Here is a 16,460-nt window from a genome sequence, read left to right as displayed (position 1 = left end):
ATTTTTGTTTTAATATTATTCTAAAACTCCTGTTATTGCCTTTGTTGGGCATCTACTTTCACATAACCCGCAACCGAAACATTTTTTTATGTCTATGTTGACTTTTTTATCAATTGTTATTGCAAAGTAAGGGCATACTTTTTCACATAACTTACACAGTGTACATTTTTCATTGTTAACTTTAGGATGTTTTGGTATATATTTTACTTTGTGTGTAAGTTTTGTTTCTTTAACTTCTTTTACACTGTTGAATCCATATTTTTCAAGTTTTTTCGGTAGATCATTTATTATTTTTTCATATATGTCTTTACCGAATATTAGTGCTGATGAAAGAAGTTGGATTGAATCTGCTCCGGCCAACAAAAATTCAATTACATCATCTGCATTTTTTATTCCTCCAACACCAATAATTGTAATTTCAGGAAATGCATCTCGAAGTATTTTTATAATAGCGAGTGCTACAGGTTTGATGGCAGGACCTGAAAGCCATACTTGCCCCTTTTCATTTCCAATTAAGATTTTTCTATTTTGTATATCTATCTTCATTGTAGGACCAAGAGAGTTAATTGCGACTATACCGTTAGCTCCGTTTTTTAAAGCTACTTCTGTGAATTTAATTGGATCTGGAATATGTGGACTCATTTTCATAAATATAGGTTTATCTGTGTTATCCCTAATTGCTTTTACTATTTCACCAATAGTTTCATAAGTTTTTCCGACATAATGAGTGGATATTTCAAAGGCATTGGCAAATTCGTTTAATTTTGGTATTAATTGTTTCATGTCTTCTTTTGAATATCCTGCGCTTATGATCAAAGGTTTGGATAATTCCTCTTTTAAACGAGGTAGAAATTCCTCCAACCATTTTTTGGGAGGATATTCTGACCACAGTTCTGCGTTCATAGCAAAGTTGTTTTCTCCGTATATACATGGTCTTGGAACTTCGGCTGCTTTTGTAGAAATTGTTTTTGTAACAATGGCACCAACTCCAGTAGAATCAATGAATTTAATCTTTTCATAATCACCCACTAAAGGTCCTGAAGCTGGCATTACAGGATTTTGGATTTTTATGCCTGAAAGTTCTGTTGAAAGATCCACGATAATTCCCCCTTTAGTTGTTTTTAAGGTTAGATCTTAAAGAAATATCTAATACAACAGATTTGTCAATTATTAAGTACAATCATTGTTTGTTTTTTAGGTTGATTGTAGAATATAAATCATTTTGATAATAATTGTTTATCAGTAAAATGTTACTTTGTTTATCTAAGTTACCACTAATCATATATGTTAAATATAGATCACCATTTATTTTTAAATCGAAAATTAAGCACAAAGACATTGATTTTGAAATTAATAATATTCCTTCAAAGCCTTTTGTTATATAATAATGCTTCTAGATTGTTTTTTTCTGTTTGACACCACAAATTAAGTTGTGGATAATAAAAATACACATATTTTTCCTGAAAGGATTATTATTTATAATTTTTACTCAAATTTTCCCACAATCTTTGTGAGACTTTTCTGGCTTCTTTATAAATTTCATTGACATCATCTGTGGGAACCGTTATTTTGTAATTATCCATTAGCAATTTGCCGTTGACAATTACATGAGATGGTCTAAAGTTATCAAGCAAGCCAAAAACAACATGTCCATAAGCATTTTCCTTACTAATAGGTGTGGGAGGAATATATGGAACAATTATTAAATCAGAGACATACCCTGGTTGTATTTTTCCTAATTTGATTTTAAGTAGTTTACTTGCTATTTCGTATGTATTTGATATAGAGTATCTTAGGTCATCTAACGAAAATGCAAGAGGAGATTTACCTTTTAGCTTCATTGAAAAAAATAAATTTAGTAATTCTCTTGCTAAGTTAAATCCCAAACCATCATTGCCTACTATCGTTTTTACATTATGTTTCTTCATTTTTTGGTAATCTGGAAGACCAACTGCGTTATTCATATTGGAAGAAACGTTTAAAGCAATATAACAGTTATTTTGACTGATGAGTTTAAGTTCCTCCTCAGTAACGTGAACACAATGTGCAAGGATAGAATTCTCTCTAAGTAGGCCAAATTTATTCAAGCGATTTATAACTCGCATCCCATATTTTGAAAGTGAATCTTCTACATCATCTATACTTTCTGCTGCGTGAACATGAATAGGTCCTTTGTAAAGTTCGGATATCTTTTTTAAGGTTTCATCAGACAAGCTTAAAGATGCATGTAATCCAAATAATCCTGCATACATATCAGTATTATTTTCATTTAAAAATAAAAGATTTTCTTGGATACATTCTTCTACGTTGAATCTGTCACTTGTTTCAAAACAAAAAATTCCTCTTAATCCTATTTCATCGCACAATGCTTTCCTTAGTGTATTTAAACTTCCTTTAATTTGTTTTCCACTTGCATGATGGTCAATAACTGTTGTTACGCCATTTTTGATAAATTCAATCCCTGAAACAAGAGCGCTAAAATAATTTTCAGTTTTGCCAAGCTTTGAGTCAAGTTTCCACCATAGTTGATTTAATATATCTTTAAAGTTTATAGGATTAAATGGTAGACTCAATCCTCTTGCAAATGTTGAGTAAATGTGTGTATGTCCAATAACTAAACCTGGCATTACAAAATTTTCATGTGCATCAATCACATGTGATGCACCTGGAAATTTTTCCATACTACCAATTTCAATTATTTTTTTATCGAATAATATATAATAATTTTTGTAGAAATTATCAAAATCAAATATGTTAGCATTAATTATAGCTTTCATCAATATTACCTCCTGATAAATCTTCCGAGGGGTGAATTTAATAATTGATTATCTATCACTAAAATACCATCTTTAATTACTTTTTCTATTTTTCCTTTTATCTTTGTATTTAAGAAGAGATCATAGTCGGCTTTTGTATGACTTTCTACTATTTTTCCGTTGTAATTAGGATTGAAAATTACAATATCAGCATCGGATCCTGGGAGTAGTGCCCCTTTTTTAGGATATAGACCGAAAAATTTTGCCGGGTTTATTGTAAATTTATCGATTATTTTATCACCAAACAATGAGTACATTAATATGAATGAATGTTCAATTCCTCCAATTCCCATGGGAAGGTTTCCTGTTTTCTTTTTTCTTTTGTCTTTCTTGTTAAATGAACAATGATCAGTGCCAATCGAAAAGATATTGTCAATGTTTGCTTTTAGTTTTTCTTTTTCAATTTTACTTCTAAGGGGAGGTGTCATAGTGTATAGATAGGCATCTCTTCTACTGTATACTTCATCATCAAAATAAAAATAGTGCGGGCAACTTTCAAAAAATAAATTCTTGTTATGAATTTTTGCAAATCTATTTTTAACTTCTTCGATTGAAGTTCCACAAGTTGTATGCACAATATAAGCAATTCCTTTTGTTTGATAAATAAATTCGGATATTTTAATTATTTCAGAAATTTCTGAAATTTCTGGTCTTGCTTTTGAATGGAGGTTAATTGGGACATTTTCAACTATCATATCTTCATTTTCGGCGTGGATTAAGATTGGTACGTTATATTCTATTGATTTTTCAAATAATTTGTACAAAAGTTTATCAGATGTCCTTCTTTTACTAGTAGAATAAGCGGTAAATACTTTTATAGACCTTGTTCCCAGTTTTTTTGACATTTTAAATAGCGTATCTAAATCACCGTTAAACTGGCCAAGAGTAACGTGAAAAGAAAAATCTATTTTTGAATTTTGTGCTGCTTTTAATCTTTTATTAAATGCTTCTTTAAGTTGCTCATGAGAGTTTATTGGATCTAAAAAATCAATTATCGTAGTTACACCACCAAATAAAGCAGAAATACTTCCACTCTTAAAATCGTCAATAGATGTATATCTTCCAAGGTTTAGTTCAAAATGTACATGTGGATCAATAAAACCGGGAAGGATAATCTTTCCGGTTGCATCAATTTCTTTTTTGCATTTTTGATAATTTGTTGATAAATCAGATATTTTTCCTGCATTGATATATACATTTAGATGGATAAAAGTTCCATCTACAAATACTTTTCCGTTTACAATGCCAATATCATACATTATTAGAATCTTCCTCCCATTAGCAGTGTCATAACGGCTTTAGCTGTGTGAAGTCTGTTTTCCGCTTCGTCATAGACTACAGAATGAGGACCATCTATTACGCTATCAACCACTTCTTTTCCTCTGTCTGCGGGGAGTGCATGCATATAAATGGAATGTTTTTTAGTAAGTCGTATTAATTCTTCTGTACAGATCCAATTTTTATGCTTTGCTTGTTCTGCACGAATCTCATCTGGATTATCCGATACAAAGAAACCACCCCAATTTTTGGGGATTACTACGTCTGCATCTACAAATGCATCTTCCATCTTGTGAGAGATATTTAATTTTCCACCATACTTTTCCGCATTTTTATTTGCTTGTTCAATAATTTCTGGCATTAAATCAAATCCTTTCGGATAAGAAAGTGTAATGTCCATTCCGAATCTTGTAAATAATAAAATTTGAGATTGAGGGACTGATAGTGGTTTTAAATGACTCTCAGCATATGCCCAACTTATTCCTACCTTGAGACCTTTTAGATTTTTTCCAAATCTTTCTTGAATTGTTAAGATGTCGGCAAGTACTTGAAATGGGTGATATATATCGTCTTGGAGATTCATAACAGGAGCCTTTGAATGTTTGGCTATTTCGTTAAGGTATTTATTTCCTTCACCAAATTTACAATATCTTATTCCAATTCCATCTCCAAATCTGGATAGTATAATACCGGTATCTTTTGCGACTTCTCCATGTGCTATTTGCATTTTATCAGGTGTTAAGAATATTCCAGTACCTCCTAATTGTGCTATACCCGCTTGCATACTATTTCTTGTCCTTGTACTTTCATCGAAGAATATCAAAAATAACGTTTTGTAAAGTAAATATGGAGTTGGTTCACCGTAGCTGAATTTTATTTTTAATTCTCTTGCAAGATCTAACATTATATCTATTTCTTCATTTGTGAAATCTTGAGTTGTTATAAAGTGTCTTCCTCTGAAAAACGTAGACATAGTCATTCCCCCTTTAAGTTTTTGATTAACGTTTTTGGAAATGTAGCGTAAAATGCAGCAGCTTTTATAAGATGTTCAATTTCCACCTTTTCATTTGGTGCATGAGCATATTTTTCATCACCTGGTCCAAAGCCAACGGTTGGAATGTTGTAGACTCCTGCTGTGACCGTTCCATTAGTCGAGAATATCCATTTGTCTATTTTCGGAGAGGAATTGAATAGATATCCATAGTTTTTTACGGCACTTTGGACAATAGTGCTCTCTTCTGGATAAACCCATGCAGGAAAATATTTTTCCGTTGGATATGCCACACCAGTATACGATGGTTTTTTGTATTCCAATTCAATAATTTGAGCATCTTCAACACCAGCTCTTTTAAATACTTCTTTAATTTCATTAAATACCACTTCTTTTGTTTCGCCTTCAGTTATTCTTCTGTCTATCTGAATCTCACATTGATCAGGTACTGCATTGTGTGAAGGAGATTTAAAAAATATTTGTGAGACTACTATTGTCCCTTTTCCCAAAAATGAGGTGCTTTCCAACCTGTCATTTAGTTTTTCAATTTCGTTTATTATTTTTGCCATTTTGTATATGGCATTTATTCCTCTTTCTGGTGCACTGGCGTGTGCGGATATCCCATTTGTTCTGATTCTAAATTCTATTCTTCCTCTGTGACCCCTGTTTATTTTTAGAGATGTTGGTTCAGTAATGAGAACAAAATCTGGTTTTATCTTCTCTTTTTCAATGATGTATCTCCAGCAAAGACCATCACAGTCTTCTTCCATAACCGTACCTGTAACATAGAGTGTGAAGTCATCAAAAAGGTTTAGTTCTTTGAGTATTTTTGCTCCATACACCATTGAACACATTCCTGCTTTTTGATCAGATGCTCCCCTACCATATACGTATTTTTCATCAAAACTTCCGGAAAATGGGTCTCTTTCCCAAAGTGTTTCATTTCCAATATCTACAGTATCAATATGGGCGTCCATTGCAATTTTTGTGTTACCGTTTCCTATTTTTCCAATTATATTTCCCAGTCCATCAATTTTCACACTATCAAATCCGACCTTTTCCATTTCACTTTTGATAACTTGTATAACTTCTTTTTCATCACCAGAATAACTTTTTGCTTTAATTAATCTGCTCATGAAGTGTATAATGTCATTTTTGAATTTGTATGCAAGTTTTAATGCTTCGTTCAATTTAATCACCTCCGTTGTTTCACATTATAAAGGAAGTGTTAAAATTCAAAAATATGCGAAAATTAAAAAAAAAGAAAAGAAATTTAATTTTTTTTTAGATATTATTAAAAAATGGTCAAAAAATAAAAAAGTTGACTACATGGATTATATGTGATAAATTATTAAATGTAGTTGGGGCCGTAGCTCAGTTGGGAGAGCGCTACCTTCGCACGGTAGAAGCCGTGGGTTCAAATCCCATCGGCTCCACCAAAACAAAAACGGGTAATCTTTTAAGATTACCCGTTTTTGTTTTATTTTATTTTCATTTAAGTTCTTCTAGAATTTTATCTACAATAATCTGACCAACTCTTAGTTGTGCTTCAACTGTAGATGCGCCAATATGTGGTGTTGCTACAACATTGGGAAGTTCAAGAAGTTTTTTTCTAAGTTCATCTGTTGGTGGTTCAACTTCAAATACGTCCAAACCTGCTGCGTATACTTTTCTAGAGACAAGAGCATTGTAAAGTGCTTCTTCATCAACTATACCACCGCGAGCGGCGTTTACAATTATAACACCATCTTTCATTTTTTCGAAAGTTTCTTTGTTTATAAGATGTGTGGTTTCTGATGTTTTAGGTACATGAATTGTGATAATATCAGATTCCCTAAAAATAGTATCCAAATCGACTAGTTTTACATCTAAATCTGTTTCTTTTATAAATGGATCATATGCTAGGACATTCATATCAAAGGCAAGTAACCTTTTTGCTACTTCTTTTCCAATGTTTCCAAATCCTATTATTCCAACTGTTCTTTTGTATAATTCATGACCTTTTAATTGTTTTTTACTCCAAATACCGTTTTTTAAATCTTCTGTACCCTTTGCTATATGTCTTGAACAAGCGATTATTAAACCAATTGCAAGTTCAGCAACTGAAATACCATTTGCTCCTGGTGTATTTAATACCTTTATACCTTTTTCTTTGGCTTTTTCAACGTCTACGTTATCCAATCCTGTACCAGCTCTTGCTATTATTTTCAACTTTGAACCAGCTTCAATTACATCTGCTGTAACTTTAGTAGCGCTTCTTACTACCAAGACATCAATATTAGGCATTTCTTTTATAAGTTCTTCTTTTTCAAGATGTGTATCTGTTACTAAGTGTCCGGATTTTTTAAGCCTTTCCATTGCGCTTTTATCAAGGGGATCGTTCACGTGTATTCTCATTACTTATTTACCTCCTTGAATAGTACCTCTTGAGCGGCTTTTACACCGGTACCAAATTCAACTTTATAACCAAGTTCGTTTAATACAAATTCTAAAGCTGAAATTCCTATAATTGTATCAAAAATACTCAAATAACCAAGTGTGGATATTCTGAAAATCTTACCCTTAAGGTGTTCTTGTCCGCCTGCAATTGTGACTCCGTATTTATCCCTCATGATTTTTGTTAACTTTTTGCCATCTACTCCTTCAGGCACTTTAACTGCTGTTGCAACATTACCAGGACGTTTGGAGAATAGTTCAAGGCCTAGCGCTTTAACAGCAGCTCTTGTTGCATCTGCAAGCATTTGATGTCTTTTCCAAACATTTTCTATTCCTTCATCTTTGATCATTTTTATTGCTTTTCTTAACATATAGATTAAATTTACACCAGGTGTCCATGGGTTATCTGGATATTTTTTCGCGTATGCTTTAAGGTTGAAATAATAATTGGAGTTATTGGATTTTTCTACTAATTTCCATGCCTTATCGTTTAGAGCAATAAATGCAAGACCCGGTGGAAGCATAACTCCTTTTTGTGAACCACTTACCACAACGTCGATACCCCATTCATCCATTTTTAGTGGTTCTGCAAGCAAAGCGCTAACTGCATCGGTTACAAGTACAACGTCTGTGTCTCTCGTAACTTTTGCTATTCCTTCAAGATCTATAACAGTACCTGTGGAAGTTTCACTATATGTTGTAAATACCGCTTTTGCATCTGGATGTTTTTCTATTGCTTCTTTAATTTGTTCGGGAGTTACTGCTTCTCCCCATTCGAGTTTTATTGAAACTATATTTATGTTATACCTTTCTGCAATTTCTCTCCATCTTTCTCCAAATTTACCAGCTTCTACTATAATAGCTTTGTCATTTGGGTTTAAAAGATTGGTAATAGCAGCTTCAAGAGCACCAGTGCCAGAGGAGAGTAGAGTATAAACTTTATTTTCCGTTTGGAAGAGGTATTTTAATTCGTTTAAAGTTTCCTCTAAAATACTAACAAATTGTGGTGTTCTGTGGTGAATTGTTTCACGTGCTCCTTCAAGTAAGATATCAAAAGGTACTGGTGTTGGACCAGGTGCAAGTAAATAATTCTTCTTTATCATATTTCCACCTCCTAGAATTTTAATATGTTTCACACTTTAATTTTAAATAAAATAAATAAATTGTAAATACAGCATTTTAAGAGTTTTTTCTAATAAATTGCGAAAAACAAGAGATTTTAGCGTTAAACTTATCTATTTGGAGTTTTACTAATTGCTAATTATATTGTACACTTATTATAGAATTATTTCAATTCTGAAAAAATGCAAAAAATTGCATGCAAAAAATTGCAAACAAATTGAAAATAAAATATATTTTTGGAGGTGGAATTATGAATTACGATTCAAAGTATTCAAAATTAGGTAATAATTTAAGTTCCTCCTTAATTAGAGAGCTGTTAAAATATGCTTCTGTTGAAGGTGCTATTTCCTTTGGTGGAGGAGTACCAGATCCGGAAACCTTTCCTAGGCATGCTCTTTCCAAAATTGCTTCTGAAGTCATCGAAAATGAATATAAATATGTCTTACAATACAGTACTACAGAGGGAGATCCAGAACTTGCAAAGCAGATGATACGTCTTTTAAACAGAGTTTATGAAATAAACGATTTGGATGAATCCAATATAATGTTTACTACGGGATCGCAACAAGCATTGGAGCTCGCAGGTAAAGTTTTCTTAGATGAGGAAAGCATAGCCATTGTTGAAAATCCGTTTTACTTGGGAGCGGCTAGTGCGTTTAGAATGAGATTTTCGAAATTTGTTTCTGTACCTTTAGAAGATGATGGAATGAACGTTGAAGTGCTTGAAAAAAGATTAAAAGAACTCGATGAAAAAGGTGAAATAAAGAAAGTAAAATTTATGTATGTTATTCCAAATTTCCACAATCCTGCAGGTGCTACTTTATCTCTTGAAAAGAGAAAGAGGATAATAGAGCTTGCCGAAAAATACGACCTTTTAATTATAGAAGATGATCCATATGGTTTGTTAAGGTTTGAAGGAGAGCATCTACCACCATTGTTTAAACTTTCTGGAAAAGAAAGGGTTATTCTTTTGAATACATTCAGTAAGATACTTGCGCCTGGATTAAGAATTGGGGCAGTTATTGGAGATGAAAAACTTGTCAGAAAATTTGTACTTGCAAAACAAGGAACGGATTTGTGTAGTCCTGCTCTCACACAGAGAATTGCTGCAAGATATCTTGAGAAATATGACTTAATTGAACAAATTACCCCCACGATTAAATTGTATAAATCAAAGAAAGATACAATGATGCAGGCATTTGAAAATACATTTTCAGATATTAAAGGAATAAAATGGATTTATCCAGATGGAGGACTCTTTACATGGGTAACTTTACCAGAGGGATTTGATACGTTGGAGATGTTTGAAATAGCAAAGAAAAAGTTGGTATTTTATATTCCAGGTCAAGCTTTTACACCGGATGATAGTGTTTCTTCTTCTATGAGATTATCTTTCTGTTTACCACCACATGAAAAAATAATAGAAGGTGTAAATAGACTTAAGGAAGTGATTGTGGAGTATGGAAAGTCTAAGGGGTTGATATAGTGTTAATATTAGTTATTAACCCTGGTTCAACGAGCACAAAAGTTGCAATTTTTGATGATGATAAAAAGTTAGTTCAAAGGACATTAAGACATGATGTAAGTGAATTGGAAAAATTTAACGATATTATGGAACAAGAGGATTTTAGAAAAAAAGAGATTTTAAAGTTTCTTTCAGAGGAAGATTATAAAGTGGAAGATTTTTCTGCAATAGCGTGTAGGGGAGGTATTTTACCACCACTTGAAAGTGGAACTTATAGAGTAGATGAAAGTATGGTGGATTATTTAAAAAATAAAACCAAAGTCAAGCATGCTTCAAATTTAGCAGCTGTAATAGGGTATTCTTTGTCAAATGGAAAGATACCTGTATTTATAACTGATCCTGTTTCTGTTGATGAAATGATAGATGAAGCCAGAGTTTCTGGGATTCCGGAAATTGAAAGATTAAGCCTTGTTCATGCATTAAATATAAAAGCAGTTGCTAGAGAAGTGGCGGAACAATTGGGAAAAAAGTATGAGGATTTGAATATGGTAGTTGCGCATCTTGGAGGAGGAATTTCTGTAACTGCCCATAGAAAAGGAAAGATGATAGATGTTAACAATGCAAATGATGAAGGACCTTTTAGCCCGGAAAGAACAGGGGAGCTTCCAGTAGGAGATGTAGTTAAACTTGCTTTTTCTGGAAAATATTCAAAAAAAGAATTGAAGAAGATGTTTGTTGGAAGAGGAGGATTAGTTGCATATCTTGGAACAAATGATGTGAAAAAAGTATTAGAAACGGGAACGGATAAGGAAAAATTCTACGTTGATGCTATGATTTATCAAATCGCAAAGGAAATTGGAGGAATGTGTGCGGTATTGAAAGGAAAAGTGGATGCTATTGTTATCACAGGTGGTATAGCTAACAACCAAAATGTTGTTGAAAAAATTAAGTCATACGTATTTAAGTTTGCACCTGTTTTTTCTGTACCTGGTGAATTTGAAATGGAAGCTCTTGCAAAAGGTGCATTAAGAGTTTTAAAAGGCAAAGAAGAGGCAAAGATTTGGGGTGAGAAAAATGAATAAGTTAATGGAAATTCTTGAAAAGGCAAAAAAAGTAGGGAAAAAGACTGTAGCGGTTGCGGCAAGTGAAGATGAAGTTGTATTAAAGGCTTTGGATAGAGCGCATGAAGAAGGAATTATAAATGCAATACTTGTTGGAAATGTGGAAAAGACAAAAAAGATAGCGGAAAATATGGGAATAGATATTAATAAATTCGAATTCGTTCAAGCAGGTGATTATGTAGAAGCTGCTAACAAGGCGGTGCAGCTTGTTACTGATGGAAAAGCACATTTTTTAATGAAGGGAAAGATTAAAACGGGAGATTTAATGAAAGTAGTATTAAAGGAAGAATATGGGTTAAGAACGGGAAGAACTCTCTCTCTTGTAAGTATATTTGAAGTACCAAATTATCATAAACTTTTAGTTGTATCAGATGCCGGAATGACTATTGCACCAACTTTGGAACAAAAAGTCGATATTATAAATAATACGGTTTTAGTTGCAAAGAAGGCTTTAGATGTGGATAATCCTAAAGTTGCTATATTAGGAGCAGTTGAAATAGTCAACCCAAAAATGCCTGCAACTGTTGAAGCGGCAATTCTTTCGCAAATGAGCAAGAGAAATCAAATAAAGGGTTGTATAGTGGATGGACCATTTGCCCTTGATAATGCGGTATCAAAGGAAGCCGCGGAACACAAAGGTATTAAAAGTATAGTTGCCGGGGATGCTGATGTATTAATTATGCCGGATATTGAAGCGGGAAATATATTCTATAAAGCTATGGTATTTTTAGCAGGGGCCAATGTTGCCTCAACAATTGTTGGTGCTAAAGTTCCAGTTGCCTTAACTTCACGAGCTGATTCAGATGAAACGAAGTTGTTATCGCTTGCCCTTACTAATTTAATGGCAGGTGATGTAAATGTATAGAATTTTAGTTATAAATCCAGGTTCTACAAGTACAAAGCTTGCAATTTTTGAAGATGAGACACAGGTTGCATCAAAGACTTTGAGGCATACAGCAGAAGAACTTGCACCATTTAAAAAGTTAATAGAGCAATATGAATTTAGAGTCAATGTAATAGAGAATTTTTTAAAGTCTTTGGGATTTAAATATGAAGATTTTGATGCAATAGTTGGTAGGGGAGGACTTGTAAGACCAATCCCGAGTGGTACTTATAAGGTGGACGAGTTAATGGTAAATGAGCTAAAGGAAGGAAAGTACGGAGAACATGCATCAAATTTAGGTGCTGTTATTGCATATGAGATTTCAAAAAAACACGGAATTCCTGCGTTTATTGTAGATCCAGTAGTTGTAGATGAAATGGATGAAATAGCAAAGGTTTCAGGGCATCCTTTGTTTAAAAGAAAATCTATATTCCATGCTTTGAACCAGAAGGCGGTTGCTAGAAAGGCAGCAAGCGATTTGGGAAAGAACTACGAAGATGTAAATTTAATAGTTGTACATATGGGTGGAGGTATTTCCATAGGTGCACATAAGAGAGGAAAGGTTGTTGATGTTAATAATGCGTTGGATGGAGATGGCCCGTTTACACCTGAAAGGAGTGGGACGCTTCCGCTGACACAATTAGTAGATTTATGTTATTCAGGGGATTATACTTTGGATTTCATAAAGAAAAGGATAAAAGGTAAAGGAGGATTGGTTGCGTACCTTGGAACAAATGATGCAATGAAAGTTCAACAAATGATATCAGAAGGAAATAAAAAGGCAGAATTGATATATAGAGCAATGGCCTATCAAATTGCAAAATGGATTGGAAAGATGGCTGCAGCGCTAAGAGGAGAAGTAGATGCAATAGTGCTAACAGGTGGACTTGCATACGACAAAGAATACATAGTTAAGTGGCTTAAAGAATACGTTGGATTTATTGCTCAAATTTTGGTTTATCCGGGTGGTGATGAGGAAAAAGCACTTGCAATGGGTGCGTTAAGGGTTTTAAATGGTGTTGAAAAGCCAAAAGATTATAGTGAAGAGGTGCAAAAAAGTGTCTAAAAATTTTGTGTTTATAGGTTTATTTGGTAGTGGGAAAACAGAAGTAGCGATAAATTATGCCTTAAAATTAAGACAAGATTATGAAAAAGTTGCAATTGCAGATGTTGATACAATTTCTCCTTATTTTAGAACAAGAGATGTAGTAGATGAACTTACATTGAAGGGATTGAAGGTTATTACACCTCCGGGTGCACTAAAGCATGCAGATTTACCGATAGTTACTGGGGCGGTAGCTGGATATCTAAATAATCCGGATTATAAAACTGTTTTGGATGTTGGTGGAGAAGAAAATGGAGTAGTAGTTGTAGGCTATTTAAAACCGCATTTAAAGGATGCCGAAGTTTCCATGGTTATCAACACGAGAAGACCCTTTACTTCCAATGTAGATGGGATTGTAAAGACGTATGAACAGTTGAGTAAAGTTGCGAAAATAAAAATAGATTACCTTATTAACAACACTAATCTATCTGTGGAAACTACTAAGGAGATAATCTTAGAGGGTGAAAAGATTATAAAAGAGGCTTCTAAAATATTAAACGTTCCAGTAAAATATACAGTTATCCCAGATTTTCTTGAAGACTTTGAAACGGAGTTCCCAAAATTTTGGATAAAAAGGTTTATGAAAATGGATTTTTAAGGAGGGTGTTAAGATGCCTAAAGTAAAAGGATATATTGAAATTGATCAAGAAAGATGTAAAGGTTGTGGATTATGTATTGCCGCTTGTCCAACTAAAGTGATTGAGTTCTCAGAAGGATTTAATAGCAAAGGATACCACCCAGCTGAACCAAAACATTTAGAAAAATGTATAGCATGTGGTTTTTGTTATAGAATGTGTCCTGATGTATGTATAACAGTTTATAGGGAAGAGTGAGGAGGGAAAGATATGGAAAAAGTAATGGTAAAGGGAACAGAAGCAATTGGCGAAGCTGCTATCAGAGCAGGTTGTAGACATTTTTTTGGATATCCAATAACCCCTCAGAGTGAATTACCAGAGTATATGGCTAAAAGATTACCAGAAGTTGATGGAGTGTTTTTACAAACTGAAAGTGAAGTTGCAACGGTAAATATGTTGTATGGAGCAGCTTGTACTGGTAAGAGGGTGATGACTTCTACTTCATCACCTGGATTTAGTTTGATGATGGAAGGCGTCTCTTATATGGCATGTGCAAAGCTACCCGCAGTTTTTGTTAATGTTGTACGTGGTGGTCCGGGTCTTGGTGATATTCAACCAGCACAAGGTGATTATTGGCAAGCAACAAAAGGTGGAGGTCACGGAGATTATAGATTAATAGTGCTTGCACCTTCTACAGTTCAAGAAGCAGTAGATTTAACAGTACTTGCCTTTGATTTAGCGGATAAGTATAGAACTCCTGCGTTAATTTTGGCTGATGGTTTGTTGGGACAGATGATGGAGCCTGTTGAATTTCCAGAATTTAGGGATTTATCAACATTGCCAGACCATAGTGATTGGGCGTTAGTAGGGGCAAAAGGAAGGGAACCACATATAGTTACATCGTTTGATATTGATCCTTATAAATTGGAAAAGATGAACTTGGAATTAGTTGAAATATACAAGAAAATAGAAGAAAATGAAGTGAGATGGGAAGAATATAAAACAGAAGATGCAGAAATAATAATTACAGCGTTTGGAACAATTGGAAGAATAGCAAAGAGTGTTGTTGATATGGCGCGTAAAGATGGAATTAAGGTAGGATTATTTAGACCTATAACCGTATGGCCATTTCCATATAAACCTTTGGAGGAATTAGCAAATAAAGTGGATATGTTCTTTGATGTAGAAATGAACATGGGACAAATGTTAGAAGATGTAAAACTTGCCGTAAAGGACAAAAGACCTATAAAATTCTACTCGAGGATGGGTGGAGTAGTTCCAACACCAACTGAAATACTTAACGCACTTAAAGAGGAAATTAGGAGGTGATTGTAATGAAGAAAGTTCTTTATAAAATGCCGGAATCTCTGACGGGAAAAGAGTTTACATATTGTCCAGGATGTTATCATGGAATAATTCATAGATTAGTTGCAGAAGTTATCGATGAATTAGGTATACGTGAAAAAACACTTGTAGTATCCCCAATAGGATGTTCTGTATTTGCATATCAATTCTTTAATATGGATGGTACTATTGCACCACATGGAAGGGCACCAGCTGTTGCAACGGGCATGAAAAGGGCTAGACCGGATCTTTACGTTTTTACATACCAAGGTGATGGTGATTTAGCTGCTATAGGTACTGCTGAAATTATGCATGCAGCAAATAGAGGAGAAAAAATAACTACTATTTTTGTAAACAACGCTATCTATGGTATGACTGGTGGTCAGATGGCTCCAACAACATTGCTTGGTATGAAATCTACCACTACGCCATACGGTAGAAAGGCAGAAAATGATGGATATCCAATGCATATGTGTGAATTTTTAAAGGAAGCAAAAGGTGTAGCATATCTTGCAAGGACTAAAGTTAACACACCGCAAGATGTTGAAAAGACAAAAAAAGCAATAAAAAAGGCATTTTTGGCACAAGTAAAGGGACTTGGTTTTGGAATGGTGGAAGTATTGTCAACATGTCCAACCAACTGGGGAATTGATCCTATTTCCGCTGGAAAATGGTTAGAAGAGAATATGGTTCCAGAATATCCATTGGGAATTTTCGTGGATAAGGTTGGTGATGAAGAATGAGATTTATATTTGCTGGTTTTGGTGGACAGGGTGTAATGCTAATGGGACAAATTTTGGCATATGCTGGAATGATAGAGGGGAAAAATGTCACTTGGATGCCTTCATATGGTCCTGAAATGAGAGGTGGAACGGCAAATTGTACCGTTGTTGTTGAAGATAAAGAAGTTGCATCTCCGGTAGTTGATAAGTCTGAAGTTGTTGTAGCCATGAATATTCCATCTATGTTAAAGTTCCAAAACTTTGTTGAAAAAGATGGATATCTCTTTTTAAATGAATCTGTTATTGATAGAGAACCAGATAGAAAAGATGATATACATGTATTGAAAATTCCATGTAACGAGATAGCTGATAAATTGGGAAATTTAAAAGTGGCAAATATGGTTATGCTGGGTGCTGTTATTGGAGCAACGAATGTGGTTTCAAAAGAAAGCTTGTTTAAAGCACTTGAAAAGAAATTAACGGGAAAAAAAGCAAAATTAATAGATTTGAACATTAAGGCCATTGAAGAAGGTATTGCTATTTCTAAGCAACAGTAGGCGGATGAGATAAAGCCCTCATTATGGGACCCCAACGGGGTCCTG

At 33.9% G+C, this 16,460-nt stretch carries 16 protein-coding genes and 1 tRNA gene; 10 read left to right on the top strand and 7 right to left on the bottom strand.

All coding sequences use genetic code 11. From position 1 onward, the window contains the following. Positions 1–15: 15 nt before the first annotated feature. From XO08_RS01765 to XO08_RS01745, 5 genes are all read right to left on the bottom strand, one after another. Positions 16–1,098 carry a 4Fe-4S binding protein gene (locus XO08_RS01765; protein WP_075665359.1) on the bottom strand — a complete coding sequence of 361 codons (1,083 nt, stop codon included), beginning with the start codon at positions 1,096–1,098 and terminating at the stop codon, positions 16–18. 374 nt (positions 1,099–1,472) lie between these two features. Beyond that, positions 1,473–2,777 (bottom strand): amidohydrolase family protein, encoded by a 1,305-nt coding sequence (locus XO08_RS01760; RefSeq protein WP_075665358.1) that lies wholly within the window; start codon positions 2,775–2,777, stop codon positions 1,473–1,475. Between the two features lie 5 nt (positions 2,778–2,782). After that, a complete protein-coding gene (locus XO08_RS01755; RefSeq protein ID WP_075665357.1) occupies positions 2,783–4,075 on the bottom strand; it encodes a dihydroorotase family protein in 1,293 nt (430 codons plus the stop codon). Between the two features lie 2 nt (positions 4,076–4,077). Beyond that, complete coding sequence (locus tag XO08_RS01750; protein WP_075665356.1) at positions 4,078–5,067, bottom strand: ornithine carbamoyltransferase; 990 nt, start codon at positions 5,065–5,067, stop codon at positions 4,078–4,080. 2 nt (positions 5,068–5,069) lie between these two features. Continuing rightward, on the bottom strand, positions 5,070–6,284 hold the full coding sequence (locus XO08_RS01745; protein ID WP_232218204.1) for a YgeY family selenium metabolism-linked hydrolase: 1,215 nt from the start codon (positions 6,282–6,284) through the stop codon (positions 5,070–5,072). A gap of 164 nt (positions 6,285–6,448) precedes the next feature. On the opposite strand from XO08_RS01745, the gene XO08_RS01740 reads away from it, so the two are divergent. After that, a tRNA-Ala gene (locus XO08_RS01740) sits at positions 6,449–6,524 on the top strand. Between the two features lie 52 nt (positions 6,525–6,576). Here XO08_RS01740 and XO08_RS01735 read toward each other — a convergent pair. Together XO08_RS01735 and XO08_RS01730 are read right to left on the bottom strand one after the other, a co-directional pair. After that, entirely contained in the window at positions 6,577–7,482 is a 906-nt protein-coding gene (locus XO08_RS01735; protein ID WP_075665353.1) for a hydroxyacid dehydrogenase, read from the bottom strand. Further along, a complete protein-coding gene (locus tag XO08_RS01730) occupies positions 7,482–8,624 on the bottom strand; it encodes an alanine--glyoxylate aminotransferase family protein (RefSeq protein WP_075665352.1) in 1,143 nt (380 codons plus the stop codon). Before XO08_RS01730 ends, XO08_RS01735 begins: the two co-directional genes overlap by 1 nt. 269 nt (positions 8,625–8,893) lie before the next feature. On the opposite strand from XO08_RS01730, the gene XO08_RS01720 reads away from it, so the two are divergent. Genes XO08_RS01720 through XO08_RS01680 form a run of 9 tightly spaced genes read left to right on the top strand, consistent with a single transcriptional unit; the run spans position 8,894 to position 16,415 of the window. Beyond that, positions 8,894–10,129, top strand: a complete 1,236-nt coding sequence (locus XO08_RS01720; protein WP_077287143.1) for a PLP-dependent aminotransferase family protein — start codon at positions 8,894–8,896, stop codon at positions 10,127–10,129. After that, positions 10,129–11,190, top strand: a complete 1,062-nt coding sequence (gene buk, locus XO08_RS01715; RefSeq protein WP_075665350.1) for a butyrate kinase — start codon at positions 10,129–10,131, stop codon at positions 11,188–11,190. Before XO08_RS01720 ends, buk (XO08_RS01715) begins: the two co-directional genes overlap by 1 nt. After that, positions 11,183–12,094 carry a bifunctional enoyl-CoA hydratase/phosphate acetyltransferase gene (locus XO08_RS01710; RefSeq protein ID WP_075665349.1) on the top strand — a complete coding sequence of 304 codons (912 nt, stop codon included), beginning with the start codon at positions 11,183–11,185 and terminating at the stop codon, positions 12,092–12,094. The genes buk (XO08_RS01715) and XO08_RS01710 overlap by 8 nt, the downstream gene beginning before the upstream one ends. Beyond that, entirely contained in the window at positions 12,087–13,178 is a 1,092-nt protein-coding gene (gene buk, locus XO08_RS01705; RefSeq protein ID WP_075665348.1) for a butyrate kinase, read from the top strand. The genes XO08_RS01710 and buk (XO08_RS01705) overlap by 8 nt, the downstream gene beginning before the upstream one ends. Next, entirely contained in the window at positions 13,171–13,815 is a 645-nt protein-coding gene (locus XO08_RS01700; RefSeq protein ID WP_077197867.1) for a cobalamin biosynthesis protein CobQ, read from the top strand. Before buk (XO08_RS01705) ends, XO08_RS01700 begins: the two co-directional genes overlap by 8 nt. A 13-nt stretch (positions 13,816–13,828) precedes the next feature. Continuing rightward, positions 13,829–14,050, top strand: a complete 222-nt coding sequence (locus XO08_RS01695; protein ID WP_075665346.1) for a ferredoxin family protein — start codon at positions 13,829–13,831, stop codon at positions 14,048–14,050. 12 nt (positions 14,051–14,062) lie between these two features. Beyond that, positions 14,063–15,121 (top strand): 3-methyl-2-oxobutanoate dehydrogenase subunit VorB, encoded by a 1,059-nt coding sequence (locus XO08_RS01690; RefSeq protein WP_075665345.1) that lies wholly within the window; start codon positions 14,063–14,065, stop codon positions 15,119–15,121. 5 nt (positions 15,122–15,126) lie between these two features. Next, positions 15,127–15,879 (top strand): thiamine pyrophosphate-dependent enzyme, encoded by a 753-nt coding sequence (locus XO08_RS01685; protein WP_075665344.1) that lies wholly within the window; start codon positions 15,127–15,129, stop codon positions 15,877–15,879. Next, on the top strand, positions 15,876–16,415 hold the full coding sequence (locus XO08_RS01680) for a 2-oxoacid:acceptor oxidoreductase family protein (RefSeq protein WP_075665343.1): 540 nt from the start codon (positions 15,876–15,878) through the stop codon (positions 16,413–16,415). The genes XO08_RS01685 and XO08_RS01680 overlap by 4 nt, the downstream gene beginning before the upstream one ends. The last annotated feature ends 45 nt before the right edge of the window (positions 16,416–16,460 follow it).

This window comes from Thermosipho sp. 1074 (assembly GCF_001999655.1).
GTDB classification, from domain to species: domain Bacteria; phylum Thermotogota; class Thermotogae; order Thermotogales; family Fervidobacteriaceae; genus Thermosipho; species Thermosipho affectus.
The sequence above is the reverse complement of the archived record's forward strand: the minus strand, read 5'-3'. Positions and strand labels throughout refer to the sequence as shown.

What these genes read in the sequence shown, in the direction of transcription:
- XO08_RS01760 (WP_075665358.1), bottom strand. Translation starts at nt 2,777, where the DNA reads ATGAAAGCTATAATTAATGCTAACATATTTGATTTTGATAATTTCTAC.
- XO08_RS01755 (WP_075665357.1), bottom strand. Translation starts at nt 4,075, where the DNA reads ATGTATGATATTGGCATTGTAAACGGAAAAGTATTTGTAGATGGAACT.
- XO08_RS01750 (WP_075665356.1), bottom strand. Translation starts at nt 5,067, where the DNA reads ATGTCTACGTTTTTCAGAGGAAGACACTTTATAACAACTCAAGATTTC.
- XO08_RS01735 (WP_075665353.1), bottom strand. Translation starts at nt 7,482, where the DNA reads ATGAGAATACACGTGAACGATCCCCTTGATAAAAGCGCAATGGAAAGG.
- XO08_RS01730 (WP_075665352.1), bottom strand. Translation starts at nt 8,624, where the DNA reads ATGATAAAGAAGAATTATTTACTTGCACCTGGTCCAACACCAGTACCT.
- XO08_RS01720 (WP_077287143.1), top strand. Translation starts at nt 8,894, where the DNA reads ATGAATTACGATTCAAAGTATTCAAAATTAGGTAATAATTTAAGTTCC.
- XO08_RS01710 (WP_075665349.1), top strand. Translation starts at nt 11,183, where the DNA reads ATGAATAAGTTAATGGAAATTCTTGAAAAGGCAAAAAAAGTAGGGAAA.
- buk (WP_075665348.1), top strand. Translation starts at nt 12,087, where the DNA reads ATGTATAGAATTTTAGTTATAAATCCAGGTTCTACAAGTACAAAGCTT.
- XO08_RS01695 (WP_075665346.1), top strand. Translation starts at nt 13,829, where the DNA reads ATGCCTAAAGTAAAAGGATATATTGAAATTGATCAAGAAAGATGTAAA.
- XO08_RS01690 (WP_075665345.1), top strand. Translation starts at nt 14,063, where the DNA reads ATGGAAAAAGTAATGGTAAAGGGAACAGAAGCAATTGGCGAAGCTGCT.
- XO08_RS01685 (WP_075665344.1), top strand. Translation starts at nt 15,127, where the DNA reads ATGAAGAAAGTTCTTTATAAAATGCCGGAATCTCTGACGGGAAAAGAG.
- XO08_RS01680 (WP_075665343.1), top strand. Translation starts at nt 15,876, where the DNA reads ATGAGATTTATATTTGCTGGTTTTGGTGGACAGGGTGTAATGCTAATG.